Source organism: Ewingella sp. AOP9-I1-14 (genome assembly GCF_052375995.1).
GTDB classification, from domain to species: domain Bacteria; phylum Pseudomonadota; class Gammaproteobacteria; order Enterobacterales; family Enterobacteriaceae; genus Ewingella; species Ewingella allii.
On the sequence record NZ_JBQSVA010000002.1, the window covers coordinates 84,424 to 110,330 of the forward strand.

Annotated in this window: 23 protein-coding genes and 1 other annotated feature; of the genes, 2 read left to right on the forward strand and 21 right to left on the reverse strand. The window is 51.9% G+C overall.

Annotation, left to right across the window (positions count from 1 at the left end):
* Positions 1 to 22: 22 nt before the first annotated feature.
* From ACT3RT_RS05600 to ACT3RT_RS05700, 21 genes are all read right to left on the reverse strand, one after another.
* Positions 23 to 838, reverse strand: a complete 816-nt coding sequence (locus ACT3RT_RS05600) for a MaoC/PaaZ C-terminal domain-containing protein (protein ID WP_496202633.1) — start codon at positions 836 to 838, stop codon at positions 23 to 25.
* Entirely contained in the window at positions 838 to 2,109 is a 1,272-nt protein-coding gene (locus ACT3RT_RS05605; protein WP_496202634.1) for a beta-ketoacyl-[acyl-carrier-protein] synthase family protein, read from the reverse strand. Before ACT3RT_RS05605 ends, ACT3RT_RS05600 begins: the two co-directional genes overlap by 1 nt.
* Before the next feature lie 31 nt (positions 2,110 to 2,140).
* Positions 2,141 to 3,511, reverse strand: a complete 1,371-nt coding sequence (locus ACT3RT_RS05610; protein ID WP_496202635.1) for an efflux transporter outer membrane subunit — start codon at positions 3,509 to 3,511, stop codon at positions 2,141 to 2,143.
* Positions 3,508 to 5,460, reverse strand: a complete 1,953-nt coding sequence (locus ACT3RT_RS05615) for a MacB family efflux pump subunit (protein WP_496202636.1) — start codon at positions 5,458 to 5,460, stop codon at positions 3,508 to 3,510. The genes ACT3RT_RS05610 and ACT3RT_RS05615 overlap by 4 nt, the downstream gene beginning before the upstream one ends.
* Positions 5,453 to 6,634, reverse strand: a complete 1,182-nt coding sequence (locus ACT3RT_RS05620; RefSeq protein WP_485900305.1) for an efflux RND transporter periplasmic adaptor subunit — start codon at positions 6,632 to 6,634, stop codon at positions 5,453 to 5,455. Before ACT3RT_RS05620 ends, ACT3RT_RS05615 begins: the two co-directional genes overlap by 8 nt.
* Positions 6,631 to 8,754, reverse strand: a complete 2,124-nt coding sequence (locus ACT3RT_RS05625) for a peptidase domain-containing ABC transporter (protein ID WP_496202637.1) — start codon at positions 8,752 to 8,754, stop codon at positions 6,631 to 6,633. Before ACT3RT_RS05625 ends, ACT3RT_RS05620 begins: the two co-directional genes overlap by 4 nt.
* 55 nt (positions 8,755 to 8,809) lie before the next feature.
* Positions 8,810 to 9,757: an ABC transporter gene (locus tag ACT3RT_RS05630; RefSeq protein ID WP_496202638.1), complete on the reverse strand. Its 948-nt coding sequence runs from the start codon at positions 9,755 to 9,757 to the stop codon at positions 8,810 to 8,812.
* Positions 9,757 to 10,431: a DsbA family protein gene (locus ACT3RT_RS05635; RefSeq protein ID WP_496202639.1), complete on the reverse strand. Its 675-nt coding sequence runs from the start codon at positions 10,429 to 10,431 to the stop codon at positions 9,757 to 9,759. Before ACT3RT_RS05635 ends, ACT3RT_RS05630 begins: the two co-directional genes overlap by 1 nt.
* 99 nt (positions 10,432 to 10,530) lie before the next feature.
* On the reverse strand, positions 10,531 to 10,728 hold the full coding sequence (locus tag ACT3RT_RS05640; protein ID WP_353501844.1) for a DUF4762 family protein: 198 nt from the start codon (positions 10,726 to 10,728) through the stop codon (positions 10,531 to 10,533).
* A gap of 516 nt (positions 10,729 to 11,244) precedes the next feature.
* A complete protein-coding gene (gene cheZ, locus ACT3RT_RS05645) occupies positions 11,245 to 11,874 on the reverse strand; it encodes a protein phosphatase CheZ (RefSeq protein WP_353501843.1) in 630 nt (209 codons plus the stop codon).
* Positions 11,875 to 11,912: 38 nt separating this feature from the next.
* Positions 11,913 to 12,302: a chemotaxis response regulator CheY gene (gene cheY, locus ACT3RT_RS05650; RefSeq protein WP_100938303.1), complete on the reverse strand. Its 390-nt coding sequence runs from the start codon at positions 12,300 to 12,302 to the stop codon at positions 11,913 to 11,915.
* A 51-nt stretch (positions 12,303 to 12,353) separates the two neighbouring features.
* Positions 12,354 to 13,403, reverse strand: coding sequence for a protein-glutamate methylesterase/protein-glutamine glutaminase (locus ACT3RT_RS05655; protein ID WP_034789950.1), 1,050 nt, complete (start codon positions 13,401 to 13,403; stop codon positions 12,354 to 12,356).
* Positions 13,403 to 14,275, reverse strand: coding sequence for a protein-glutamate O-methyltransferase CheR (cheR, locus tag ACT3RT_RS05660; protein WP_496202640.1), 873 nt, complete (start codon positions 14,273 to 14,275; stop codon positions 13,403 to 13,405). Before cheR ends, ACT3RT_RS05655 begins: the two co-directional genes overlap by 1 nt.
* Before the next feature lie 135 nt (positions 14,276 to 14,410).
* Positions 14,411 to 16,099 carry a methyl-accepting chemotaxis protein gene (locus ACT3RT_RS05665; RefSeq protein WP_486030403.1) on the reverse strand — a complete coding sequence of 563 codons (1,689 nt, stop codon included), beginning with the start codon at positions 16,097 to 16,099 and terminating at the stop codon, positions 14,411 to 14,413.
* Between the two features lie 351 nt (positions 16,100 to 16,450).
* Positions 16,451 to 16,948, reverse strand: a complete 498-nt coding sequence (cheW, locus tag ACT3RT_RS05670; RefSeq protein WP_034789926.1) for a chemotaxis protein CheW — start codon at positions 16,946 to 16,948, stop codon at positions 16,451 to 16,453.
* Positions 16,949 to 17,025: 77 nt separating this feature from the next.
* The gene (gene cheA / locus ACT3RT_RS05675; RefSeq protein ID WP_353503950.1) at positions 17,026 to 19,053 is read right to left on the reverse strand and encodes a chemotaxis protein CheA; all 2,028 of its coding nucleotides are present in this window, start codon (positions 19,051 to 19,053) and stop codon (positions 17,026 to 17,028) included.
* Positions 19,054 to 19,063: 10 nt separating this feature from the next.
* On the reverse strand, positions 19,064 to 20,239 hold the full coding sequence (gene motB / locus ACT3RT_RS05680; RefSeq protein ID WP_353501842.1) for a flagellar motor protein MotB: 1,176 nt from the start codon (positions 20,237 to 20,239) through the stop codon (positions 19,064 to 19,066).
* A complete protein-coding gene (gene motA / locus ACT3RT_RS05685; protein ID WP_353501841.1) occupies positions 20,236 to 21,123 on the reverse strand; it encodes a flagellar motor stator protein MotA in 888 nt (295 codons plus the stop codon). The genes motB and motA overlap by 4 nt, the downstream gene beginning before the upstream one ends.
* Before the next feature lie 196 nt (positions 21,124 to 21,319).
* On the reverse strand, positions 21,320 to 21,949 hold the full coding sequence (gene flhC / locus ACT3RT_RS05690; protein WP_353501840.1) for a flagellar transcriptional regulator FlhC: 630 nt from the start codon (positions 21,947 to 21,949) through the stop codon (positions 21,320 to 21,322).
* Between the two features lie 2 nt (positions 21,950 to 21,951).
* The gene (flhD, locus tag ACT3RT_RS05695; RefSeq protein WP_353501839.1) at positions 21,952 to 22,296 is read right to left on the reverse strand and encodes a flagellar transcriptional regulator FlhD; all 345 of its coding nucleotides are present in this window, start codon (positions 22,294 to 22,296) and stop codon (positions 21,952 to 21,954) included.
* A 1,313-nt stretch (positions 22,297 to 23,609) separates the two neighbouring features.
* Positions 23,610 to 24,440, reverse strand: coding sequence for an SDR family oxidoreductase (locus ACT3RT_RS05700; protein ID WP_353501838.1), 831 nt, complete (start codon positions 24,438 to 24,440; stop codon positions 23,610 to 23,612).
* Between the two features lie 350 nt (positions 24,441 to 24,790).
* Here ACT3RT_RS05700 and hisL point away from each other — a divergent pair, with 350 nt between their 5' ends.
* Together hisL and hisG are read left to right on the forward strand one after the other, a co-directional pair.
* Positions 24,791 to 24,838: a his operon leader peptide gene (hisL, locus tag ACT3RT_RS05705; protein WP_128124630.1), complete on the forward strand. Its 48-nt coding sequence runs from the start codon at positions 24,791 to 24,793 to the stop codon at positions 24,836 to 24,838.
* Positions 24,814 to 24,936 (forward strand) — a sequence feature (His leader region). (Overlaps the previous gene by 25 nt.)
* Positions 24,937 to 25,004: 68 nt before the next feature.
* Positions 25,005 to 25,904: an ATP phosphoribosyltransferase gene (gene hisG / locus ACT3RT_RS05710; protein WP_353501837.1), complete on the forward strand. Its 900-nt coding sequence runs from the start codon at positions 25,005 to 25,007 to the stop codon at positions 25,902 to 25,904.
* Positions 25,905 to 25,907: the final 3 nt, after the last annotated feature.

Here is a 25,907-nt window from a genome sequence, read left to right on the forward strand (position 1 = left end):
TAAAAACTATGTTTTAGGTGTTTTATTCAGCGCCAAAAGTTGTCGCTTTCAATGTAATGGAGCTTCTTATCAACGCTTTCCTATCCACAAAAGCTTGGATAGCTACTCGCAAAATAAACCCGCTATGGCTTTTACCAACCATTAGCGCAGGTAAAATAGAGAAGCTCAGGGGTTCGGCGAAAACGGTTATGTCATCATGCGCTAACAGACTGGGAGAGAAATGCGTTTCGTGATGAGTTTGCACCATCTGCATTTGACTAAATACTGCCATCAAATCTGTACAATCCAGCTCTGGCAACACATCACGAACGCGGCACATGGTCTCTGGCGAGTGAATAAGCTGCTTAAACAGCAGAGCGTCTAGCACATTCCATGAGTTGAGACTCTGCCCGGTCATTGCAGACAATTGCCGCGACGATGTGAGCATTTCCAGCGTTGAGATCTGGCCATCCTCGGCCTCCGGGCCTTTAGTCAGGTCAGGTGCTGCGACCAGTTTGGCATTGATACACCCCTCCTGGCTTAGCGCATTACGCAGGGTGCTACGCAGTTGGATCTGGCCGTTGCGTGAGAGTTGCTCGGTCTCCAGCAGGTGGGCTTGCTGATAAAAAACCGGCTTATCCAAACGACAGCTAAACAGCAGGCTTTGATCCTGTGGCATGACAACGGGTGCCTGAATCCCCAGACTCGCTTTGATATCCAGCATGGCGCGCATGCCATGGATGCATAACACATCCAGCCCCAATTGGCGGGCTGCAGCTAAATTAAAGTGAATAGGATTGTTATCGCCGGAAAATGCCGCCCACTGCTCGGCATCTTGCAATTGGTACTGCATTGACATTACTCCCCCTTACCTATGATCAGGGCGGCGTTTGCTCCACCAAATCCAAAACTAAGATTCAGCGTATTTTTCACGTCGCCGCGACGGTGCCCTTCGACGATGTAATCAAGGTCACAATGGGGATCGGCAGTCTGCATATGATGAGTCGCGGGCATGATTTGATGCTCAAGCACCTGCAAACAGACGATACTTTCAAAGCTGCCTGCCGCGGCAATAAGGTGTCCGGAATAGGATTTAGTGCTGGAACAGGGGGTACTATAGGCGGCCTGTTCGCCGAGAGCCTGTTTGATGGCCTGTGTTTCGTTTAGGTCATTCAGCGGGGTTGAGGTTCCGTGCGCATTGATATAATCAATGTCATCGGGAGTTATCCCGGCCTGCGCCAATGCGCGGCGAATCGTTTCTACGCGAGCAATTTTGTCTTCCGCAGGGGCTGTGAAATCAAAGGCATCAGAGTAATTGCCATAACCTTTAATCTCGCCAAGGATCCTTGCTCCGCGCGCCAGGGCGCTTTGGCGATCTTCCAGACAGAGCACGGCTGCCCCCTCGCTCAAGACGAAGCCGTTCCGCTCGGAGCTAAACGGGCAACAGGCCTTAGTGATGTCCTGCGGCTCGCGGCATAGCGCCCCGAGAATATCGATATTCCAGGTCGACGAGTCAGAACGCAGCGACTCACCCGCCCCGGCCAGCATCATCTTGGCGCGCCCGGCTCGAATCAGTTCGAAAGCATCACCAATGGCGATGGTGCCAGTGGCACAAGCCGCCACCGGCGAGTTTTGATATCCCCTCAAGCCCCACAACAAACTGACCGCCGCCGTTGCTGAACTGGGCATCGAAAAGAAGCAACCAAAGGGTGAACCAATATTGCTGCGCAGGTAATCTTCATGCTGCACCTGCGTTTCATCCTGCCCAGCCCAGCCTGAGCCTATGATTGCGCCGCACTCAAGCAAATCGTAGAACTGCTCAGGGCGCTTTTCACCAAAGGCCATCTGCATGGCCTGTTGCGCGGAGAGTAAGGCCATATGTGCAAAGCGCGGCAGCCGGCGACGGATCGCGGCGGGCACCGACTTAAGCGGCGGCTCATTATCAATCAGGCCGAAAAAGCGTGATTTAATCCCCGCCGCCGACCTGTCGTAGTAACGGTAGCCGAGGCGGTAATTCATGATAGCGTCCCAGCTTTCAGTGGCATTTGCTCCCATTGGCGTCACCGCGCCGTAACCTGTGATCACTACACGGCGTGGAGAATTCCCCGCGCCAGCAATATCCTTATTCATCTTGCATTCCTTTAAATTTCTGGCGGTTAAATCAAACTCCGCCCAACGCCAGCCAGAGTTTCATCGTGGCATAGAGATAGTTGTATTGCGTTTGCATCAGCGTATTTTCGCTGTTTAGCAAACTGTCCTGTGCATCAAGCAATGTCTGATAGGAAACCGCACCCGCGCGATACTGGCTGTTTGCCAGTTGCAGCCGCTGCTGGCTAAGTTGCAAATCAATCAATTGGCTCTGTTTCTGCTGTTGATAGGTCACGCGCTGCGACATGGCGTTATCCACGTCACTCAGAGCGCTATACACCTTGCTGCGAAATTGAATAGCTGCCCGTTGTACCTCAAGCTTTGACTGCTCAATGGTCAGCTGCACCCTATTCCATTCAATGAACGGCAGGGAAAGCGTGCTTCCCAGCGTGCGCACCGGATTACTGAACCACTGCTGAAAGGCCGTGGCTCCGGCCCCGAGTCCAGCACTTAAGGTCAGTTTGGGATAAAAATCGAGGCGTGCCACGTCTGACCCCGCGAGGGCTGCCCGAAGGTTCCACTCCGCGACCTGCACGTCCGGTCGCTTGGCGATGACCTCCAACGGCAAATGCTCTACGACCGCGACCGACTGATGAATATTTAACGTTGCTGGCTCCGCCTGTCTCTGATGAGGACCACGGTTAAACAGGATCGCCATCGCGTTACGCGCTTCTTCGCGCTGCCGCTCGAGGTCACGCTGGGTCACGCGGCGGTTGAGCACTGCCTGTTCCGCCTGCACCACGTCTAAACGGCTGACCTCCCCGGCGTTAAAGCGTGACATGGCCAAACGCTGAGAGCTTTCGGCGATATTAAGGCCTTGCTGGCCGTTAATAATTTGCTGGTTGAGACTACCCAACTGCCAATACAGCTGCGACAGCGTGCCAATCAGCGTCAGCGCCGTGGCCTGCCGGTCTTGCTCTGATGCCTGAGCCAACCATTCGGCCTGATCCCGGCTGCGTGCCAGCCTCCCCCACAAATCTAACTCATAGGAAGCGTTTAATGCGCCGTTGTAATTCTCATCAGCGTGGGCCGAGGTGCTGATATTTTTGCTATTGCTGGCCCACAGCGACGCGGTGAAATCTGGCGTCATATTGGTCTTTCGCAGGCCTGCGGTCAGTTGGGCTTGCTGAAGCGCCAAAGTTGCCAGAGCCAAATCGTTATTGCTCTCCAACATGGCGTTAATGGCCCGGGAGAGCTGCGGGTCCTGAAAATTGTCCCACCAATGGGCGCTGTGGCTAAGGAAGGATGCGCCGGTTGAGCCGGTATTCTCGCTTGCGCGCCACTGTTCGGGGACGGATAACGTCGGGCGTTGATAGTCACTTTTGAGCGCGGGTCCACATCCCGACAGGCAGAGCAGCATGAGCAAACCAAGTATTTTTCTCATTCGCGAGCCAGTGCCTCCGTTGGGTGTAGACGGGCCGCGTTGCGAGCCGGGACAAAACCAAATCCCAAGCCAATCAAAGCGGAAAAGGCGCAGGCCATGACAATCGGTGGCCAGGTAAAGACCAGGGTGAAGGCATCCGTGATCTGGGCGAAAATCAGACCGGCAATGCCAGACCCGACAATGCCGATAGCGCCGCCTAGCGAGCAAATGACCATGGCTTCGATTATAAATTGCCGCATGATGTCGCCCGGGCGCGCGCCGACGGACAAACGAATGCCGATTTCATGCGTCCGCTCAGTCACCGACACCAGCATGATATTCATGACCCCCACTCCGCCCACCAGCAGCGAAATACCGGCAATGGCGGTGATCAGCAGCGTCATCGAGTCGGAGGCGCTTTGTATCGCTTTGGTCATTTGGTCATTGGTCATGGTGAAAAAGTCGCGTTGACCGTGTTCACGCTCCAGCAGTTTCTCAACTTTCTCCTGCACGTTAGCAATGGCATAGCCCTCGGCAACCCGCAGGGTGATTGACGCCAGCGGCTTATCTCCCGACATTCGCTGTAGCAGCGAGGTATAGGGCATCCAGGCTTGCAATAGGTCCCCGGCATATTTCGGGCCGGGCTTATTGGCAACGCCAATCACTCGAAAAGGCACACCGGCCAGTTGGATAATTTGCCCAATAGGCTCTTCGGAGTGAGGAAAAAGGGTGTTTTTGATATTGGTATCGATGACGATCACCGGCTCGCGCTCGTCCACGTCTTGCCGAGTAAAGCGACTGCCCGCGCTGAAAACGGCCCCCAGCACGTCAAAATACCCCTCGCTAACGCCAGACAAGGAAGTTGAAACCTGCCTGCCACCGCGCACCGCCATTACTGACTTGCTGACCACGGGTGAAAGGCTGTCGACATAGGGCTGGCGCTGCAACAGTTCTACATCACTGATTTTCAGCGCCCATTGAAACTCCGGGCGCATTTGTTCCCAGCTCAATCCAGGAAGTATTTCCAGAGTGCTGCTGCCCAACTGGCTGATTTCGCTAAGGATGCTCTGTCTCGCCCCTTCTCCTACCGCCACTGAAGATACTACGGAGGAGATACCAATGATGATCCCGAGCATTGATAAAAACGCTCTGCCGCGATGGCCGAGCAGCGAACGCCACGCCATGCGGATAGACTCTTTTACATCTCGCCACGCGGGAGATCGGCCGGTGTCGACGGCCACGGGCAAGGCGGTGTTGATCGGAGCCTTTTGCCACTCTGGGTTCGCGCCGTCCGCCACAATTTCGCCATCGCTAATTTCAATAATCCGTTGGCACTGGCGGGCAATGCTACGGTCATGGGTAACGATAATCAGCGTGTGCCCTGCATGGTGCAGGCCGTGTAAAATGGCCATAAGCTCCTGCCCGCTGGTGCTATCGAGCGCCCCGGTCGGCTCATCGGCCAGAATAATATTCGCGCCATTCATCAATGCGCGGGCAATACTCACGCGCTGCTGTTGGCCACCAGAAAGCTGTGACGGGCGATGCAACATGCGCCCGGCAAGGCCCAGACGGGTTAATAAATACTGTGATCTGAGTTCGCGCTCTGCGGCGGGCATGGCGGTGTATAACGCCGGAATAGAAACATTTTCCTGCGCGGTTAAGTAAGGTATCAGGTGATAGCGCTGGAAAATGAAACCGATAAACTGGCTGCGCAGCTGCGCCAACTCGGCGCTGCTGGCGGAGCCGGTGGGGACGCTCATGATGTGCATTTCGCCCTGAGTCGGCTTGTCGAGACAACCAATAATGTTCATTAGCGTCGACTTTCCCGAACCGGATGCGCCAATGATGGCGACCATCTCGCCACGATAGATATTCAGGGAGATATTCTTCAACACCTCCACCTGCTCACTGCCAGAGACAAAGCTGCGGGAGATATGCTTGAGTTCGATCAGCGCTGTCGAATCAGCCATTTTCACTCTCCGTCATAGCTTCAGCCGCCGTCACCACCGACTCACCTTCTTGCAGCCCTTCAAGCACTTCCACGAACTGGCGATCGTTGATGCCAACGTTAATCAATCTTGACTCAGCGCGGCCATCTTTAAGCACTTGCACTTGATAGCGATTTTTACCCTGCTGCGGCCCGAGGGCGGTCACCGGCAGGCGCAGTGCGTTCTTCGCCTGCTCCACAACGATAAACACCTGCGCAGTCATCGAGGTGCGCAGCACGCCCTGTGGGTTGGCGACGTTGAACATTCCGTTGTAATAGACTGCGGAGGGTTGATCATCGAATGAGCTTTCGCCATTGCTGTCTTGCAATGCCTGAGTCGGCGCGTCTTGAATCGCCTGCATCTGGCTGTCATAGCGCCGTTGCGGTTCGGCGAGCACGTAAAACCACAGCGGCTGGCCGACTTTTACTTTTAGAATGTCCGTCTCGGAAATGCGGGTGTGGACCGACATAGTGCTGACGTCAGCGAGAACCAAAATGGTTGGTGCACTTTGCGAAGAAACGATGGTCTGCCCCTCTTGGGTAACAATCCCCAAGACGACACCATCGATGGGCGCGCCAATACGGGTAAAGCCCAGATTGGCTTGTGCCGTTTCTAGTGACATCTGCGCTTGCACTATCCCAGCCTGATTGACATCAATTTGCGCCTTTTGAGTGGCCACCTTGGCCTGTGCTTGTTCGAGGGTGCTGCGCGTCCCCGCCCCTTCTCTGTCGAGGCGCAACTGGCGATTGAGTTCCAACTGATATTGCTCAAGGGTGACCACCGCCGCCCTTTTTTGCGCCTCGGCGCTTGCCAGCTCTGCCTGAGACTTGCGCAATTCGCTAAGCTGCAACGTCGGGTCGATTTCAGCCAGCAGTTGGCCTTTCTGTACTCTCTCACCTTGGCGGACATGAACCTTGGTCAATTGCCCATTGACCTGCGCCCCCACGTTGACTTGCAGAGAGGGTTTGAGGGTACCGGTCGCCAGCACGGTTTTCTCAATATCACCGCGGCTCACCGCGACCGTGGCAATCGAGGTATCGCCGATGGCGCTTGCCTGACGCAGCCATGCGCCGACAATCAGCATGACAATGACGACAATCACTACCGCCGCCGCTTTGCCGGGCTTGTTTTTCATTAAAGCGATAGCTCTTTTCATTCTGGCGTGACCTCTTGACTCAGTTGAGCAATATGGCCGGAAGACATGCGGTAGACCTTGTCAAACAGCGCTAAGGTCGATTCGCTGTGGGTGACGGTGATCAGCGATTTGTTAAATTCGCGGCAGTGCTCGATTAAATAGGCCATGACCCGGTAAGCCGTCTCATCATCGAGATTGGCCGTGGGCTCATCCAGCACTAAGACTGGGCAATTGCTGTACATGGCTCTGGCTAGCAACAGGCGCTGGCGCTGTCCCAAAGAGAGCGCGGCATGACTTTCGCGGATCAGCGCGTGCTGTTTGCCCGGAAGCTGCTCAATTACCTCGTGCAACTTCAATCCCATCAGCGATTTATCAATGCGGCTCTGTTTTTCACCATCAACGTGGTTATCAAACAGCGTGATATTTTCCAGCACCGAGGCGCTAAACAGGATGTCCTCCTGGCTCTGCAAGAAAAACAGTTTCTGCAATTGCTGACTGTCTAATGCATCACCATCAGCCAATATTTCCCCCGACTGAGGGCTAACCAGCCCGGTAATAATTTTCAGCAAAGTACTTTTCCCGGCCCCTGACTCGCCGACAATGGCAATTTTTTCACCACGCTGGACGCTAAATGACAGCTGCTGCAACAGAGGTTTGGCGGCATCATAGGCAAAATTGATCTGTCGATAGCTCAGGCACTGGTGAAAGTTAACCGCCGGGGCAGCACGCTGGCCCTCAGGCTCCACCTTGCTTGCGCCATGGGGGAACAAATCATTCGCACGGGTATCGATGACATGGAGCTGGTTTTTTTGCAGCACTGAAAAGAAGATTTGCGTGATGTAATTAGTAAAAATTTGGCGCACAAAGCTATAGGCAAAAAACTCTCCCAGCGATATAACATTGTTTTTCAGCAAAGGAAGGGCCAGCAGCATAAACAGCACCATTTCCAGACTACCGATAAACTGATACAGACTGCTTTTCACCTGCTCGTACATCTTTTGTTTTTGCTGGCAGATGAATAGCGATGATGCGTAGGTGGCGAAAACTTGCTGGCGCTGAGCACTGATACCCGCCGACTTTATAGTGGAAAAACCCTGAATGGTTTCCAGTAAGAAATCACTCTGTTCGGCGCTTTTGACCTGCAATTGCTGCGTGTAAAACCGGTCGCGATAAATCGCCCAGACGCTCACCAGACCCATCAATGTCACCCCCACCGCCGACACCATCGCCAGCAGTGGACTCATATAACACATCACGCCGAATGCAATGGCACCCACGATCCAGTCAGTTCGCAGGCCGTTATCAAGCTCGATTTTCTGCGCCGCGGCAAACTGCCAACTGGAGAAGCGACTGTAGATTTCGCCTGGGCTGCGCTTATCAAAAAAGCTTAAAGTGTTGCTGAGTAACCGTGAAAAGCCCGCCACGCTTTGCAAGACAACAAAACGCTTAATAAATCGCTCTGTGACACTTCTAACCACATAGGCCAGCAGGGTCGAGACAATAAAGGCGAGCAGGAAATAGAAATAGGGAAAATCAGCGTTACCCGCTGATGAAAACACCGTATTGATGGCGCTACTCACCATGATTGGCATGATGAAGAGCGTTAGCGACACCAGAAATGCCAGCACCATCAGGCCGTAGATACCGCAAATGGCCGCCGTTTGTTTGAGGCTCATGCACTCCAGCAGGCGAAAACGGCGATTGCGCTGCACGGCGGCAACGGCCTGTGGGTCAGGCGGCGTCTCTGAGTCAATCACCAACGCGTAGCCACTGATTTCTGCCTTAAGGGCCTCCACAGGCAGCAACTGTTCACCTATGCCGGGATTCATCACACAAACATAGTTGCCCTGCCGATAGGCCAGCAGCACATAGTGGCTAGCCCCATAATGGAGAATGGCGGGGAGTGGGATCTCAGCGAGCTCTTGCCGCTCGAACACCACCGGATAGGCCGGAATAGCCAATTCGGATAAAATTTCACATAGCGTCGACAAGGCAGTGCCGTGAGCCGAAGCGGGAAAACGCTCGCGAAGCTCTTCCAGAGAGATGCTGATCCCCTGCGTTTCAGCAAGCATACTGATGCAGGCTAAGCCGCACTCGTTGGTTTCGCCCTGAAAAATTAATTTCGGAATAATATTATCCATAATTGACTGTTTTAACGTCCTGTTAAATTAATGCGCAGTAATGGGATCTCGGATGTTACTCATTAATAAAGTAGAGTGAATGTGCATGCCATAACATCCAATCATCGGCATGCTCTCTAATCGACTGTTCAATAATTTCTGGCATCTGCTGTTTTAATTGCCTGGCCTGCATCGGCGGATAAATCTTTATCTTCACGCCCCCTTCATAATAGAGATGATAAAACACCACCTGGGCGGATATCGCACGTGACAACCTCACAATGCCATTATGTAATTTGGCCGGGCGTTGAAATAATTGGCACGCCAATTTAGAGGTTTGCCCTTGGTAAGCGCCAAGAGTGAATTCAGGGGTAATATCGGGGAACAATATAATATTACGATCACCCTGCGCCGCTCCCATCACAGACGTCATTAAGTTTCCGGCAATAACATTGCTCTGGTCATGAATCGAACAGTAATCAAGGTTCAACCCGCCTAGTGTCAGCTCTTCAGGTGAATTAACCTGCTCGCCAAAGGAGGCAATCACCGTGGCTTTACCAGGATAAACCCCGGCTGCCACCATGGTCGCCAGAATGTCCGACACCATATGGAGCGGAGCCAGCATCACTGGCTGTCCCTGTCGATGTAAGGGTTCAACCACTGCATTAAGTTGCACGGTGCAGGCAGCAATCTCTTGAAGAACCTGAGCATTACGCCCATAGGTCGCGGCTTTCACCAGCCACTCGCGGCGCTGGGTTAACCAGATATAATCAAGGGGTTTACTGTCTTGCAGCAAGGACGCTTTATTCGCCCGCGCAACCTCGGCCCGCAGCCTGAGCCCACGTCCGGTCATGCCTAACGTTCGACTCATGTGCGGTAAAATGAAAAGCCAGCGATAGCGAATATGGCGCAGTAAAAAATAGCTAATTCGCGTCCCAATACGCGGAAAGAGATCACCCACTCGCCGAAAATAAGTGGCAAGATTCATCCAGGCTAATAAGCATCGCAACAGCAGGAGTTTCATTACTGCTCCAGCGGACGATCTGTATTCAGCAAGGATAATAACTGGTCAGCAAATTCAGGGAATGAACGATCCTGAATCGCTACCCACTTCTTAGCAACGATAAAAGTCGGTGTGACGGTGATATTATAATCGCGGGTCAACTGGGTCATATACGCCAGCTTCTCTTTCACGACAGGTGATTGGCGCGCTTTGTTGTATTCCGCCAGACTGATTTTGTTGCTTTTAAGCCAGGCTGTTAGCTGTGCGACATCACCTAAATCAATATTATCTTTATTGACTGCCTGATAAGCGCTATCACGATATTTGGCTTCTACGCCCATGGCATCAAGGGTGGCAAATACTGCGGCATAGCGCCCCAATCCGGACTGGTCGTCATAGCTTACATGCAAACGCACCAGCTTTTTCCCCGCAGGCAGTCGTTTTTCAAGCTGTTGGATATTTTCTTCATTCGATGCACAGTAATGGCAACCATAAGAGAGGATTTCAATAATATCCTGCCCATCTTCAATGATGCTGTTGGTGACGTTATCTGTACTGAGCGATGTTAATAAATCTTGAGAGGTTTGTTCGTTTTTATTTAAAACAAACTGGTGAAAATAGGCCGTAGTGATCAAGGCAGAAATTACCGCAATGAAAATCGTATATAAAGTAACGGAGATTATTTTTTTACGCATGGTCCACTCAATCCTTGAGTATAGGGAGGTAATTAAAAAAATGGGTACAAAGTTATAACTAACAATGTACCCAACTGACTAAATCAACTTATCGACTCATCAGTTTGCTAAACAGTTTGAACCCGAGCTAACGGTCATTTTCTTGTTGATAACACCGTGCTTATCAGTACAGGTTTTTACAGAATAGCATGCGACTTTACCGTTAGGGCCCATACTCTGCTCATAGGTGTTGTTGCAATAGCTTTTAAAAGTACCGCCAACGATGGTAGCTGCTTGTGACATAGTCATCTTTTTCATGGGTAATTTCCTTATATATAGTCAATTGTTACTGCTACATTTATTGGTTAACAATAACCAATATCCTTTTTTTCCTCTGTTAATTAAAATGAGGAAATATGTTCAAAGATAACAAGAAGAGTTATTGATAACGCTAATAACCTCTTGATGCGGCGCAGTATAACGACAGCATTTTAATGGAGCAATACTTTGGAAAGCGTATTTGCTAATAAAACCACATACATTAAATGCCTTTAATTGGGATATTTCTCGGTTATATATTCCAAGCATCGTGCATAAGAAACTCATGAGAATGAAATTCTTAGAAATTAAACAGTAGAGGCAATTATTTCTCGCTTAGAATTAACTAAGAAAAAAGGATCATTGGTTTAGATTTATTCTAATAAGCCGGGTAACTATTTTTTGAGAAAAAATGATTAAGCTGCGCTAAAGATCGCTATTACTGACTCCATCCGTTTGCCCAGAATACAAACGGATGGAATATGGGAGGTAGAGATAAGAGAGGAAGGCGTCGATTTAGAAGCCCAAACTGTCCAACAAGTCATCAACTTGTTCTTGGGAAGCCACCACGCCGACGCCTTCTGCATTGAGTTGCGGGCCATTCAACAGACTGTCGTTTTCACGCTTGGCTTTAATGTTCTGCTCAGGAATGTTATCCATCAGCACGGACAGCAGCTGATTCTCAATCTCTTGGACCACGGTCATCATGCGTTTGATAACTTGCCCGGTTAAGTCCTGGAAGTCCTGCGCCATCATGATTTCCAACAACTGCGCATTGGTAAAACTGGTGTGCTCAGGAACTTCTTTCAGATAGCTTCGGGTGTCCGTCACCAGTTCACGAGCATCGGACAGCTCGATTGGGTTTTCGAACCACTCGTCCCAGCGCGCATCCAGTTTCTTCGCCGCGGATTCAAGTTTGTTTTGGCGCGGTTGCGCCGCTTCAACACAGTTTAAAGCACGTTCTGCCGCCTGAGCGGTCATGGTGACAACGTAATCCAGACGATCGCGGGCATCAGGAATGGCTTCCGCTGCCTGGGCGATGGCTTGATCAAGCCCCAATTCGCGCATACTGTCGCGCAACATGCGTGTCAGTTGCCCAATCCGGGCGATAATATCACCCGCGGTTGCTGCATCGTTTGCAGGCATTGTCATTCCTGGAGGAAGTAAGTCAGCCATATCTGCTCCTACATGCCTAGTTTTTCAAAAATTTTGCCGAGCTTCTCTTCCAGAGTCGCGGCAGTAAATGGCTTAACGACATAGCCACTGGCGCCAGCCTGAGCGGCTGCCACAATGTTCTCTTTCTTGGCTTCTGCGGTGACCATTAGCACCGGCATTTTTGCCAATGCGGCGTCGGCGCGGATAGTTTTCAGCAGATCAAGACCGTCCATGTTTGGCATGTTCCAGTCAGACACCACGAAGTCGAATCCACCGGCACGCAATTTGTTCAGTGCATCAACGCCATCCTCGGCTTCTTCCACATTCTGGAAACCAAGTTCTTTCAGCAGGTTGCGCACGATGCGGCGCATAGTTGAAAAGTCATCTACCACCAGAAAACGCAGATTTGGATCGGCCATGTTTTAGTGCTCCTAAATTGTGCTGCTTCATCACCCTAGCGGGATGAAAAATTAAATACGTAAAGCCTGTCCGGCTGATATTTGTGCCAGCATGCGCTGGCTTATTTGGCTGAGATCCACCACCTCATTGACCCCACCGGAGGCGATCGCCTCACGGGGCATCCCGAACACCACACAACTGGCTTCGTTTTGTGCCAGGGTATAGGCCCCGGCGCGGTGCATCTCCAGCATGCCGGCAGCGCCGTCATTGCCCATTCCTGTCAGGATCACCCCAACAGCATTGCGTCCGGCGAACTGCGCCACCGAACGGAATAACACGTCAACCGACGGGCGATGGCGATTCACCGCCGGGCCGTCGTTCAACTTGACCTGATAGTTTGCCCCGCTGCGGGTCAGCTCCATATGCCTGTCCCCCGGCGCGATGTAAGCATGTCCCGGCAGCACACGCTCGCCGTCTTCCGCCTCTTTCACCGTGATTTGGCACAGCTTGTTCAGCCGGTCAGCAAAAGAGCGGGTAAACCCAGGCGGCATATGCTGAGTGATCATCAGTGCCGGGCAGGTCGGCGGCAACGGCTGTAACACGTGGCGAATCGCCTCGGTCCCGCCGGTAGATGAGCCAATGGCAATTAACTTCTCACTACTGAGCAGCGGCGTATGGCTCAGCATGCGCGGCATATCAGCATTGACGTTCTTATTCAGCCGCGCCTTTGACGCCGTGCGGATCTTGTCGGCAATCAGTTCGCTATAGGCCAGCATGCCTTCTCGGATCCCCAACTGCGGCTTGGTGACAAAATCAATGGCCCCCAGCTCCAGCGCCCGTAAGGTAATTTCCGACCCCTGCCCGGTTAAAGAAGAAACCATCACCACCGGCATCGGGCGCAGGCGCATCAATTTTTCGAGAAAATCCAGTCCATCCATGCGCGGCATTTCGACGTCCAGCGTCAAAACCTGCGGATTGAATTTTTTTATCAGGTCGCGCGCAACCAGCGGATCAGGCGCGGTTGCCACCATTTCCATATCCGGATGACTGTTGATAATTTCGGTCATCAACTGCCGCATCAACGCCGAGTCATCGACACTCAACACTCTGATTTTATTCATTACCTCTCCTTGGCGAGACCGTAAACAGTTTGGCCACGCAAATAAAATTCCCGGCTAATCTGGCTGAAGTTTTCGGAATGTCCGGCAAACATCAGGCCGCCCGGTTTTAGTAACGGAACAAATCGGCGTAAGATTTTTTCCTGCGTCTGTTTGTCGAAGTAGATCATCACGTTCCGACAAAAAATCGCATCAAATGGCCCATTAAGCTGCCAGTGGCCAGCCAGCAAGTTGATCTGCTGAAAAGCCACCATTTGCGCCAGCTCCGGGCGAACGCGCACCAACCCACTGTGCGGGCCAGTGCCTTTCAGGAAGAACTTTTGCATCTGCTGGGCACTGAGCGTGCGCAACTCTTCCTGTCGGTAGACGCCAGCAACGGCCTTCTCTAATACCTGCGTATCAATGTCGCTGGCATGAATGCTGCAACTGGCCATTCTTGGCCCCAGTGCTTCACTCAGGGTCATGGCGATGGAGTAAGGCTCTTCCCCGGTTGAGGCGGCGGTACTCCAGACGCTGTAATTGTTCGGCCGAGAGCGAGCATGTTCAGCGAGAATAGGAAAATGATGAGCTTCGCGAAAAAAAGCCGTCAGGTTGGTGGTTAAAGCATTAATAAATGCCTGCCATTCGGCGCTATTCGCATCACTTTCCAGCATCGCCAGATACTGGCCAAAATCATTAATTCCTAGAATTCGCAATCGACGAACCAGTCGGTTGTAAACCATCTCTCTTTTGTGATCCGCCAGAACGATACCGGCGCGCAGATAGATAAGCTCACTGATACGGCGAAAATGGATGTCCGACAGCGGTAGCCGTTGGATCATTTGCGCCATAATTGACGCGTTATCCGGAACATGGTTTGAATTAGGAGCACTCATAATGCGGACTCCTTAAACGACAGATTCTGTTGCTGTTGCCCAAATGGCTTTCCCTACTCTCATTACCGACGCATCAGAGGCGGAAACCGCCCCTGTCATGCTATTGCTACTGTTAAATGCTCAATGACTTACTGCTTAGAAGGTTTCCCAGTTTTCAGTCAGGTTGTTGCTGGCGGCACCTTTGCCAGCTGGCGTGGAAGAAAGATTTGGCGTCAGCAAAGGCTGGCGGGCCGAGGTAGTGGTCGGGCGAACGACATTCACCTGATGCTGTCCAAGGCTGAATACCGCCACGGACTGCGTCAACAGGCTCGCCTGCTCTTCTAACGCCGCGGAGGCCGAGGCTGATTCTTCAACCAACGCGGCGTTCTGCTGGGTTACGCGGTCCATTTCGGTAATGGCCTGCGCCACTTGCTCGATGCCACGGCTCTGTTCATCAGAAGCAGAGGTGATTTCGCCCATAATGTCGGTCACGCGGGTGACGGCGCTGACCATATCACTCATGGTTTCACCGGCGCTTTCGGCCAGAACGGAACCGGTATTAATGCGGCTTACCGAGTCATCAATCAGGCCTTTAATCTCTTTCGCCGCCTGAGCGCTGCGCTGCGCCAGACTGCGCACTTCCCCAGCAACCACGGCAAATCCGCGGCCTTGCTCACCGGCGCGGGCAGCTTCAACCGCCGCGTTCAGTGCCAGAATGTTTGTCTGGAAAGCAATACCGTCGATAACGCCGGTAATGTCGGTAATTTTCTTCGAACTAGCGGCGATATCGCTCATGGTTTGCACCACGTTAGACACCACTTTGCCGCCCTTCTGCGCCGTTTCGGAGGCACTTAGTGCAAGCTGGCTCGCCTGGCGCGCGTTTTCGGCGTTTTGTTTCACCGTCGCGGTCAGTTGCTCCATGCTGGCGGCCGTTTCTTCCAAAGAAGACGCCTGCTGTTCGGTGCGTGAAGAGAGATCGTTGTTACCCGCAGAGATTTCACTGGCGCCGCTATAGATAGCGTCCGCGCCCTGACGCACGCCAGACACCGTGCGGATCAACTCGCTTTGCATGTCTTTGATGCTTTCAGCCAGCAGACCAATTTCGTTACGGCTTTCCACCGTCACTTCCTGCGTCAAGTCGCCGCGAGCAATGTGCTGAATGCTTTCCACCAGTGAACGCAGTGGGTGAACTAACACGCGCTGCACGCCGAACCACGCCAGGCCGATAAACAGCACCAGCACCGTCAGGATCACACCCAGCACCCAAAGTGAGCTGCTAAAGGAGTTTTCGCTGACGTTAACCGCGTGGTTATACAGTTTGTCGTTTTGGTCGATATAGTTGACGAACGCTTTCTCAAATCCGTCCTGATATTGCTGGGTCGGCTGTTCGAAGAAGTCATTGATGCGTCCCAAGCCGATAAGGTCAATCAGCTCGCTCAGCGCGCCGTTAAGAACGTCATAATTCTTTTTAATATCAGCCGCTAATGCCGGATTCTGGCTCGCATCGCTAGGAATTTTTTGATATTTGGCGTAGTGCTCGCCGGCAACTTTCAAATCCTTTTGCGCGACGTCGATAAGCTCTTTAACTGTCGCCCCACTCCCCATTTGGTTGGCATCGAGCATAAAGCGAATGCCCGCGCGGTTGAGGGTGTTACGGGTTTGCAGAAGATAAATCCAACTGGCATTTAGCTCAGCCTGCTGCACACGAATTTGCTGCGAAGTGGCGAAGTTATCTTTATCGGTTTTAAGCGATTTGAAGAACAGCCCACCAGAAACCAACTGTAACGCCCCAAAGACCACCAGTAAGACAACGATGGCCGTGACCACTTTCATACGCTTAAACATCATGTTGTGCCTTTTTCCATTAATTCATCTACAGAGGGTTATCGGCAGGGCGATGTATAACTTGAGAGCGGTTTTGTAAAACCGCTGAAAACTTAACTTCTAAACCGTGGGCTCGCCGCCCACACGGGCCCAAAGGGTTTTAAACGAAACCCTTTGGAATCCTGCGTTTTTTTGCTACTGGAAGAGCGAGGCTTCGCAGCAGAAAAAACGCAGGGTTCCAAGGGAGGCGCGTTTACGCCTCCCTTGGTCGGTGTGGGCCGACGCCCACGACCTTGAATTTGAATTTAGATTTAACTTTGAAATGAAAAACCAAAACGGGGGATTGGGGGCTCACAGCCCCCAATGGCAAAATCAAGCTTTTGCCACACTCTCTACCAGTGCCATTTCTTCGCTGCTCAGCAACTTCTCGATGTCGACCAAAATCAACATCCGATCGCCCAGTGAACCAAGGCCGGTTAAGTATTCGGTAGAAAGCGTTACCGCGAACTCTGGCGCAGGGCGAATTTGCTCCTGAGTCAGCGACAGCACGTCAGACACGCCGTCAACCACAATACCCACTACCCGGTTTTCGAAGTTCAGCACGATAACCACGGTGTTTTCATTATATTCAACGTTCTGCTGGGCGAACTTCACCCGCAGGTCGATAATTGGAACGATGACGCCGCGCAGGTTGGTGACGCCCTTGATGAATGCCGGGGTGTTGGCGATACGGGTTACCTGATCGTAACCACGGATCTCCTGCACTTTGAGAATATCGATACCGTATTCTTCATCACCCAGCGTAAAAATCAGGAATTCCTGTCCTACCGTTTCACCTGCCATTTTTGTCACGGTTGCAAGTCCGGCCATGTTATTCACCCTTCATCGTTCGGCTAAAATTGAGCCTCACCGGCGTCACCAGTGAGGGCTTTTTCGTTTTAAATTTTTTATGCAACGGCCGAGTCTACGGCACGTTTGTCACGGTTAAGCGCCTGCAGGGCTGATACATCAACAATCAGCGCCACGCTGCCGTCGCCCAAAATGGTCGCGGCGGAAATCCCCGGTACTTTGCGATAGTTACTCTCGAGGTTTTTCACCACCACTTGATGCTGACCGATCAACTGATCCACCAGCAGCGCGTAGCGGCGTCCGGCACTTTGCAGGATCACCACGATGGCCTGCGTCGCCTCGGTTTTCGCCCCGGTCACGTCAAACACGTTGTACAACTCGACCAGCGGCAGATATTCGCCACGCACTTGCAGAACGCGCTCGCCACCGGCCAGCGGATGTAAGTCTTCAGCCAAAGGTTGCAGAGATTCCATCACCGCGTTTAATGGCAGGATAAACACCTCTTCGCCGACTTTGACGGACATACCGTCCAGAATCGCCAGCGTCAACGGCAGAAGAATGCGGATGGTGGTGCCTTTACCCTGTTGAGAATGGATTTCAACGTGACCGCCCATCTCCTGGATATTTCGTTTCACCACGTCCATGCCCACGCCACGGCCTGAAACGTCAGTCACTTTTTCCGCAGTCGAGAAACCTGGCGCGAAGATAAGCATCCCGACTTCTTCATCACTCATATTGTCGTTGACGTTCATCCCCTGCGACGCGGCTTTGGCCAAAATCTTCTCGCGGTTCAGACCCGCACCGTCATCTACCACTTCAATGCAGATATTCCCGCCCTGATGTTCTGCGGAAAGGGTCAGATTGCCCGTCGGATGCTTGCCGTTGGCGATACGCACGTCGGGAGACTCCACGCCGTGGTCCAGACTGTTACGCACCAGGTGGGTTAATGGGTCGATGATTCTTTCGATCAGGCTCTTGTCCAGCTCGGTCGAACTGCCGAGCAGCGTCAATTCAATCTGCTTGTTCAGCTTGCTGGCAAGGTCACGGACAAGACGCGGGAAGCGACTGAAAACGTACTCCATCGGCATCATACGAATGGACATCACCGACTCTTGCAGGTCACGCGCGTTGCGCTCCAACTGCCCCATACTGTTGAGCAAATCGCTGTGGGCCACCGGGTCCAGCAGGTCAGAACGCTGGGCCAGCATAGACTGGGTTATGACCAATTCGCCGACTAAGTTAATCAGCTGATCCACCTTCTCAACCGCCACGCGGATGCTGGTTGATTCAGCGGCTTTTGGCGCGCGCGCTTTCGCCGGTGGCGCCGAGTCAGGCACGACAGCCAGAGCGGGCGCAGCGCGCGGCGCGGCCTCCTCAATTGGCGCGACAGGTTGCGCGGCCACGGCCTGTGGTTCAGCAACGGCCGGCTCGACGTCATTGGCGGCGGGCTGGCTAAAGCTGATTTGTTCAGGTTCGATAACAAAGCAAAGCACGGCGCTGATGTCGTCTTCGCTCAGCGTGGTGTTGAGGGTCGCTTCGACGCTATTCGCTGTCTGTACGGCGTCCTGCACATCGCCAAGATTGCCCAGCTCTTCCAGCATCAGCGGCACTTCGGCCTCTTTCAAGCCAGAAAGCAGAATGCGTAAACCGCCGCTCGAGGCCGCCGTCGGCGCAGAGTTCACCGCCGCTGACTCCGTCACAACGTGAAGATCGACCGTCGGTGCGCCCTGCAGCTGTGCTTGAGCTTCAAGCGCCAGTTGGCGCAGCGCGGCGCAGATGTATTCGAAGCTTTCAGCATCAGGGTCCTGAGAGGATTTATAGGCGTCCAGTTGCTCCTGCATAATGTCTTTCGTTTCCAAAAACAGGTTGATGATGTCAGTGCTCAGGCTCATTTCTGCGCGTCGTGCACCGTCGAGCAGGTTTTCCAATAAATGGGTGGTTTCCTGCAGAACTGAGAATCCAAAGGTGGCGGCCCCGCCTTTAATCGAGTGCGCCGCGCGGAAAATCGCGTTGAGCTGCTCGATATCAGGCGTCTGGGGGTCAAGCAGCAACAGGTGTTGCTCCATATCCGCCAGCAGTTCGTCTGCTTCATCGAAAAACGTTTGGTAAAAATCACTAATATCCATGCTCACGTGATCACCTCTGCTGTGAATCGCGGCTTGCCGATGATGCCGGTTGCGCCGTAACGTCCGCCGCGGCAGGGATCGCCGTGGTTGGTCTGTTAGACGAAGAAGAACTTTCCGGAGTCACCGTCTCACTCTTGGGTTGTTGTTGTTCTTGTGAGGGCTGCGTCGGTAAAGATTGCCCTGATGTTGGTGGTGTTGTTGATTCTGTTGGCGGTTCCTTGGATGTCAGGTGCGGCGCGAAAGCCGATGACGCCTTGGCGCTTGGTGGCTCAACCGGGGCCGGAGCCTGAGTGTCACTGCCCGGAACCATCTTTTTCAATTCGCCCGCGTCGCTAATGGTGACGGCTTCACCCTCGCTGTTTTCGCGCTCGATGGCCTCTTCGGCATGTTTATTCAGCACTAAAATACTGATGCGACGGTTAATCGCGTCGCCGGACGGATGGTCTTTCAGCTGCATGGTGGAACCCATGCCCATCACGCGCAGCACTTTGCCTTCGCTCAGGCCACCGGCGGTTAATTCACGGCGCGAGGCGTTGGCGCGATCGGTCGACAGTTCCCAGTTGCTGTAGCCGCGTTCGCCCATGGCGTACGGCATATCATCGGTATGACCGGCGAGGCTTATCTTGTTGGGAAAATCATCCAGCACCGGAGCAATCGCCCGCAAGATATAGCGCATATAAGGCTCTACCGTGGCGCTGCCCAGTTGGAACATCGGGCGGTTCTGGCTATCGATAATCTGGATACGCAGCCCCTGCTCCGTGAGGTTAATCATCAGGTGCGGGCGCAAATCTTTCAGACGCGGATCGGAAATCAGCATCTGCTCTAGCTTCTCTTGCAGGCGCTGCAAATCACCGATTTCACGCTGGTCGCCCTGCGACTGGATCATCTTATGCACTTCGCCATCCTGCTGGGTTGGGTCATCCCCGCCGCCCGGAATCGGGCTGGTGGCGTCACTGCTGCGCGGACCATTGGTAATGGCCACGGCCAATGGCGTACGGAAGTATTCAGCAATCTGCACCAGCTCTTTCGGGCTGGAAATGGAGATAAGCCACATCACCAGGAAGAATGCCATCATCGCCGTCATAAAGTCGGCATAAGCAATCTTCCACGACCCGCCGTGATGCCCGCCGCCGTGCTTGGCCTTTTTCCTGCGCACCACAACGATGGGATGACTCTGATGCTTCATACGTTTTCTTCTTCCGCTTGCTTGTTAGGCGATTTGACCTGACGAACGTGATCTTCGAGTTCGACGAATGAAGGACGCTCGGAGGTGTAAAGCGTTTTACGACCAAACTCGACGGCAATCTGCGGCGCATAGCCATTCAGGCTTGAAAGCAAAGTCACTTTGATGCACTGCATCATCTTGGTGTTCTCAGCACATTTCTGACGCAACACTGCTGCCAGCGGGGAGACAAAGCCGTAGGCCAGCAAAATACCAAGGAAGGTGCCGACCATCGCGTGGGCAATCAAAGCACCCAACTCAGCCGCCGGACGGTCTGCGGCGGCCAGGGTATGAACAATCCCCATGACCGCGGCCACGATGCCGAACGCCGGGAGTGAATCCCCCACCAGCGCTAGACTGTTGGCGGGCACTTCGCTCTCTTGCTCGTAGGTTTCAATCTCTTCATCCATCAACGCTTCGATTTCAAAAGCATTCATGTTGCCGCTGACCATCAGGCGTAAATAGTCCGTGAGAAATTCCACCAAATGTTTATCGGCAAGAATGCGCGGATAATTAGTGAAAATGTCGCTTTCCTGCGGATTATCGATGTCGTTTTCCAGCGATAGCATCCCCTGTTGGCGCGATTTGGCGAGTAAACGATAGAGCAGCGCCATCAGATCCATATACAGCGCCTTGCTGTAACGCGATGCGCGGAACAGTTTCGGCAGTGCGCGAAGCGTTGATTTGATGGCTTTGCCGTTGTTACCAACCAGAAACGCACCAATACCGGCGCCGCCGATGATCAGCAGTTCTGCGGGCTGATAAAGCGCGCCCAGCTCGCCGCCAACCAGCATGAAGCCGCCAAAGACTGAGCCCAGGACCACGATGTAACCGATGAGTACTAGCACGATAATTCCTTAATTCGATGTGGCTTTTGGGTATAGGCCAGACCAGGGAAAGCGCGCTTGAGGAGAGAATTGAGGTTTTTGTATCGTCAGGAGACAACAAAAAACGATCGGGGATGTTGGGGAGGTATTGTAAAGAGTGGCATTTCACCACTCTTTATCATCACGTTACCTGTCGCACTCTGCTGCCCACATCATCTCAAACTGCGCGCTTGACCTTTTCGTCCAGCTCTTGAGATGTACTATCGGCAGCTTCCGGGGAAAGTTTACGTTTTTTTACTGCTCGTGAAGGTGGTTGGCAAAGACTGCACACAAAACCGTGACGTGGCTGATGTGCATGGGTAATAAAAGAACCATCGCAGCAGTTGCAAGAAGAGAGTTGCAGCATGCCGCTGTCAACAAATCGAACCAATGTCCACGCACGGGTCAGGGCCAAAATCGGCGCTTCACCCGGCTGCTCTGGACACTGCTCCAGATACAGACGATATGCCTTGATAACCGCCTCAACGCCATTGCAATGCCCGCTCTTCATCAAGAAGGTGTAGGCGTTGTAGAACATCGAGGAGTGAATGTTTTGTTCCCACGTCATGAACCAATCGGTGGAGAACGGCAACATCCCTTTCGGTGGAGGACTACCACGCAGCTCTTTGTAGAGTTTGATTAACCGACCACGGCTAAGCTGCGTTTCGCTTTCCAGCATCTGTAAACGGGCACCCAGCGAAATCAATTCCATCGCTAACTGAATATCCCGCGCTTCCTGAACAATACTTTTTTCGACGGGTTTGGCCGAAGCCTCTCTCGGTGTCGATGGTGCTTTTATCAGGGACATAGTTATGCCCTTTTCTTAGAGGCGCTGCTGTCTTTAGCTGAAAGCCCTTTCAGCAAATGGCTAGACAACAGAATACCTGTGTGGATTTGCTGTAAATCATCCACTCGCGACTCTTGCGTCAAACGCTCAATCGTCTTGCTGTCGTCGAAACGAAACTGGCACAGCAACTGATTCGTTTCAGCTAACTTCACCATTTGCGGCAAAGTCAGGCCAGCTAACGCGTCAGCCATGACATCGTCGATCCCCAACCGGAACATCGCGGAAGCCTTTTCGTCGTTTATTAACCGCTGTGCTAACAGCAAATATGACAGATTGATGTCATAAATATGTTTAAGCAATTCTGACATGCTTGTTTACCCCATACCGTCAGCTATGAATTCATAACTGGTTGATAGATATAATCACTGCTTGGTTTTTTAGTCCGACAGAGTATTTTTTTACTATCAAAACAATTGGCTCATTGGACGATGAACATCACATTTCATTTTTTCAAAGAAATGTTTGCGAGGACAAAACAGGTTTATCTCGCGGTTTTATATTCACCGCCAATACAAAGTAGTTCCTGATGTAAACTATAAATGTGACAATTTCACGGCTAATTAAATTTAATAATTTATCAGTTGTAGCTTTTCGGCAGGGTCCGTTGCTGTGATTGCGTGTCATTCAGTGAAACGCTTTTACATACATTATTAGGATTAATCTTAATACGACGCAAATGTAACCCCGAATCATTAGCACATACAATCTAGGCCTCAGCGAATTTTGGATAAAGTGTGACGTAGATCACAAAAATAAAACTTATTTTTATCCAAAAAGAGTGATTTGGGTAAAAAATCAGCTCAGAATTTAACCAAAAGTAAAAATGCGTCTTAAAATCCCTTCTCAGCCCCGTTTTTTCATTCATTTTTAGATCATTTTGTACAACTTCTAATTAAAGCGAAATTAACCATACAAAAACATGATTAACACATTTTATTTAGATTTATAATCTACATTTAAGACCTGAATTAGCAATAAATCCAGATTGACTGAAAAATAACTTTTTATTCAAAAATGGCTAGATTGAGTGCTGTTTAGGAAGGTTTTTCAGGGTAAATCTGGGATAAACGAGGGGATTGCGTCAGTAAGTACGGCTTTATAAGCGCATAAAGTCAAGGTGTGTAACAAATAATTTTTGCAGCACAAAACCTTCTGCCCTCAGGGAGGATACAGAAGTGGCGGTAAAGTGAGTGGCCCAATGTAGGGGCAAGAGAGGTATCGGCACCGAAAACAAAAACTTTAGTGCCGAATGCATAAGGGGATTTAGACCAGCAAAGAGTAAAAGCTCAGACCAGTCTTAGGATTTTTATTATTAAGGCAACATAAGCCATGGGGTTTTAGGTCCAAAAAGTGCTAGCAGAAGCGTAGCCAAGGGCGGTGAAAATTTATTTCGCAGAGTAATAGTAAAGAAGAATTAAAATATCCATCACCAATTTGTCATCTAAAGAGTTATTAAAACCCTCCAATATCGATCAATAAATAATTAAAAGCTCAACTGAAAACGTTAACAGCTAAGTTTTATCACCCTATTTACTCTTATTAATCGGTTTTCTTTATTTATAAACCCAAAAAAAACCCTCTGCTTTTAAGAGGGTTTTCCGATTGATTAGCTTGCGGCAGATTAGCTAACCGGCATCATTTCAGGATCTGGGTATTGATACTCGAAACCCAACTCTTTGCAGATGAGGCTGCCGTCGATCAGCTTGCCGCTCGGCTGCCCTTCAGCAACTTCAGCAAACTGCGGTTCCGTAAGCCCAAGCTGGCGAGCAAAGGCAGGATAGAAATGACGTTTTTGGGTATGCACCGGCGCGCACAAATTATAAGTATGTCCGCCCTTCGGCAAGCCGAGCAGAAGAGTGATGGCCTGAATAACATCATCCTGATGGACCAAGTTGACGCCATCGTCCCCGCCCTGTACGTCGGTCTTGCCGGCAAGGAAGCGTCCCGGATGACGATCCGCGCCCACCAGCCCCGCCAGTCTAAGTACATCAACCGAGGTATTAGGCAAGCGATGGAACCAGTTTTCCAGCTCCTCAAGCACTCTGCCGCTTGGCGTTACCGGACGCAGCGGTGAGTTCTCACGCATGGTTCCCGTGCCATCACCATAGACAGATGTCGAGCTAGTAAAGATGATGCGGCCAACATTGTACGCCAGCGCGCTGTCCACCAGCTGCTGAACCGCCTGAAAATAGAGCTCACTGCCCTCCACCGTCCGGCGCGCCGGCAAGGTGATGATCAGCGCGTCGACATTTAATAGTACATCCAGATCGGCCGCTTCACACTCCATCTCCGGCTTAAAGACCAGAGGGAAACAGTTGATACCACACATGCGCGCGGCGTCGACGCCGTCCGGCGTGGTCTTACTGCCGACAACCTCATACCCCTTCATGGCCAGAGACATTGCGAGTGGCATACCTAACCACCCCAACCCCACTATTGCGACTTTTTTCATTTATTACTCCATTCTGTTCGCGCCATGCGTTCCTGCATGATCAAGGCCGAAAAGTTCTCATCCCACTTAGTTTAACAATTTATGCCTGTTCATTCGTTCAGGCAATGTCGGAAGCTGTCAGCTTTTTCTTATAAATGTTACAGACTGGTTCTCCTACGCGATCATTCACGTTTTAGATGAAAGTAGCGCCGGTGATAAGAAAAATTTATCTTCCTAAAAAAAGGTTGCGTCGCGGCTACCTCATAGTTTAGTTTTATTGACACAAGAATTGATACGCGCTGTGAATGATACCTTTAATGGCATTGACGACGCAGTTAAAACACTAAGCACCACCAATAAGAGAAAGACTCATGACTAACGTTCTGTTCAACCACCATCATCACCATCACCCTGACTAGTCTTTCAGGCGTTTGGTGCTGGGAGACTGTTTAGATCTTCCAGTGGCGCAGAACCTAAAGAGAGCCCTCGGAAGATTGACTTCCGAGGGTTTTTTTTTGCCCCTCCCCCTTCAGAAAGAATTAAGCAAACACAACAAAATTAAATACTTATAAGGTCGAGGTTTTTATGTTGGATAAATCACGTTTACGGATAGCAATGCAGAAGTCAGGTCGCCTGAGCGACGATTCACGCGAACTGCTGGCACGCTGTGGGATCAAAATTAACCTGCAAGAGCAACGCCTGATCGCTTTCGCAGAGAATATGCCGATCGATATCCTGCGCGTGCGCGATGACGATATCCCAGGGCTGGTGATGGACGGCGTGGTGGACTTAGGCATTATCGGCGAAAACGTGCTGGAAGAAGAGCTGCTGAACCGCCGCGCACAGGGCGAAGACCCGCGTTACTTCACCCTACGTCGTCTGGACTTCGGCGGCTGCCGCCTCTCATTGGCCACCCCACTGGACTGCGACTACACCGGCCCGCAAAGCCTGCAAAATGCCCGTATCGCCACCTCTTACCCACACATCCTTAAACAGTACCTCGACAAGCAAGGCGTAGAGTTCAAATCCTGCCTGCTGAACGGCTCTGTCGAAGTGGCACCGCGCGCCGGTCTGGCCGACGCCATTTGTGACTTGGTCTCTACCGGCGCAACCTTAGAAGCCAACGGCCTGCGCGAAGTGGAAGTCATTTACCGTTCGAAAGCCTGTCTGATTCAGCGCGACGGCGAAATGCCGCAAGAGAAACAGCTGCTGATCGACCGCCTGATGACCCGTATTCAGGGCGTGATTCAGGCTCGCGAATCCAAATACATTATGTTGCACGCGCCAAGCGAGCGTCTGGACGAAATCATCAGCCTGCTGCCAGGTGCCGAGCGCCCTACTATTCTGCCTCTGGCGGGCGACCAGCAGCGCGTGGCGATGCACATGGTCAGCAGTGAAACCCTGTTCTGGGAAACCATGGAAAAGCTGAAAGCCCTCGGCGCCAGCTCCATATTGGTCTTACCAATCGAAAAAATGATGGAGTAAGAC

Excerpts from the sequence above, each read along its gene's own strand:
- ACT3RT_RS05605 (WP_496202634.1), bottom strand. The coding sequence starts at position 2,109 with ATGAATAAGGATATTGCTGGCGCGGGGAATTCTCCACGCCGTGTAGTG.
- cheY (WP_100938303.1), bottom strand. The coding sequence starts at position 12,302 with ATGGCCGATCCAAATCTGCGTTTTCTGGTGGTAGATGACTTTTCAACT.
- cheA (WP_353503950.1), bottom strand. The coding sequence starts at position 19,053 with ATGGATATTAGTGATTTTTACCAAACGTTTTTCGATGAAGCAGACGAA.
- cheR (WP_496202640.1), bottom strand. The coding sequence starts at position 14,275 with ATGAGTGCTCCTAATTCAAACCATGTTCCGGATAACGCGTCAATTATG.
- ACT3RT_RS05615 (WP_496202636.1), bottom strand. The coding sequence starts at position 5,460 with ATGGCTGATTCGACAGCGCTGATCGAACTCAAGCATATCTCCCGCAGC.
- ACT3RT_RS05700 (WP_353501838.1), bottom strand. The coding sequence starts at position 24,440 with ATGAAAAAAGTCGCAATAGTGGGGTTGGGGTGGTTAGGTATGCCACTC.
- hisG (WP_353501837.1), top strand. The coding sequence starts at position 25,005 with ATGTTGGATAAATCACGTTTACGGATAGCAATGCAGAAGTCAGGTCGC.
- flhD (WP_353501839.1), bottom strand. The coding sequence starts at position 22,296 with ATGTCAGAATTGCTTAAACATATTTATGACATCAATCTGTCATATTTG.
- ACT3RT_RS05610 (WP_496202635.1), bottom strand. The coding sequence starts at position 3,511 with ATGAGAAAAATACTTGGTTTGCTCATGCTGCTCTGCCTGTCGGGATGT.
- ACT3RT_RS05600 (WP_496202633.1), bottom strand. The coding sequence starts at position 838 with ATGTCAATGCAGTACCAATTGCAAGATGCCGAGCAGTGGGCGGCATTT.
- ACT3RT_RS05655 (WP_034789950.1), bottom strand. The coding sequence starts at position 13,403 with ATGAATAAAATCAGAGTGTTGAGTGTCGATGACTCGGCGTTGATGCGG.
- cheW (WP_034789926.1), bottom strand. The coding sequence starts at position 16,948 with ATGGCCGGACTTGCAACCGTGACAAAAATGGCAGGTGAAACGGTAGGA.
- cheZ (WP_353501843.1), bottom strand. The coding sequence starts at position 11,874 with ATGCCTGCAAACGATGCAGCAACCGCGGGTGATATTATCGCCCGGATT.
- ACT3RT_RS05665 (WP_486030403.1), bottom strand. The coding sequence starts at position 16,099 with ATGTTTAAGCGTATGAAAGTGGTCACGGCCATCGTTGTCTTACTGGTG.
- ACT3RT_RS05640 (WP_353501844.1), bottom strand. The coding sequence starts at position 10,728 with ATGAAAAAGATGACTATGTCACAAGCAGCTACCATCGTTGGCGGTACT.
- ACT3RT_RS05630 (WP_496202638.1), bottom strand. The coding sequence starts at position 9,757 with ATGAAACTCCTGCTGTTGCGATGCTTATTAGCCTGGATGAATCTTGCC.
- flhC (WP_353501840.1), bottom strand. The coding sequence starts at position 21,949 with ATGTCCCTGATAAAAGCACCATCGACACCGAGAGAGGCTTCGGCCAAA.
- motB (WP_353501842.1), bottom strand. The coding sequence starts at position 20,239 with ATGAAGCATCAGAGTCATCCCATCGTTGTGGTGCGCAGGAAAAAGGCC.
- ACT3RT_RS05625 (WP_496202637.1), bottom strand. The coding sequence starts at position 8,754 with ATGGATAATATTATTCCGAAATTAATTTTTCAGGGCGAAACCAACGAG.
- ACT3RT_RS05635 (WP_496202639.1), bottom strand. The coding sequence starts at position 10,431 with ATGCGTAAAAAAATAATCTCCGTTACTTTATATACGATTTTCATTGCG.
- ACT3RT_RS05620 (WP_485900305.1), bottom strand. The coding sequence starts at position 6,634 with ATGAAAAGAGCTATCGCTTTAATGAAAAACAAGCCCGGCAAAGCGGCG.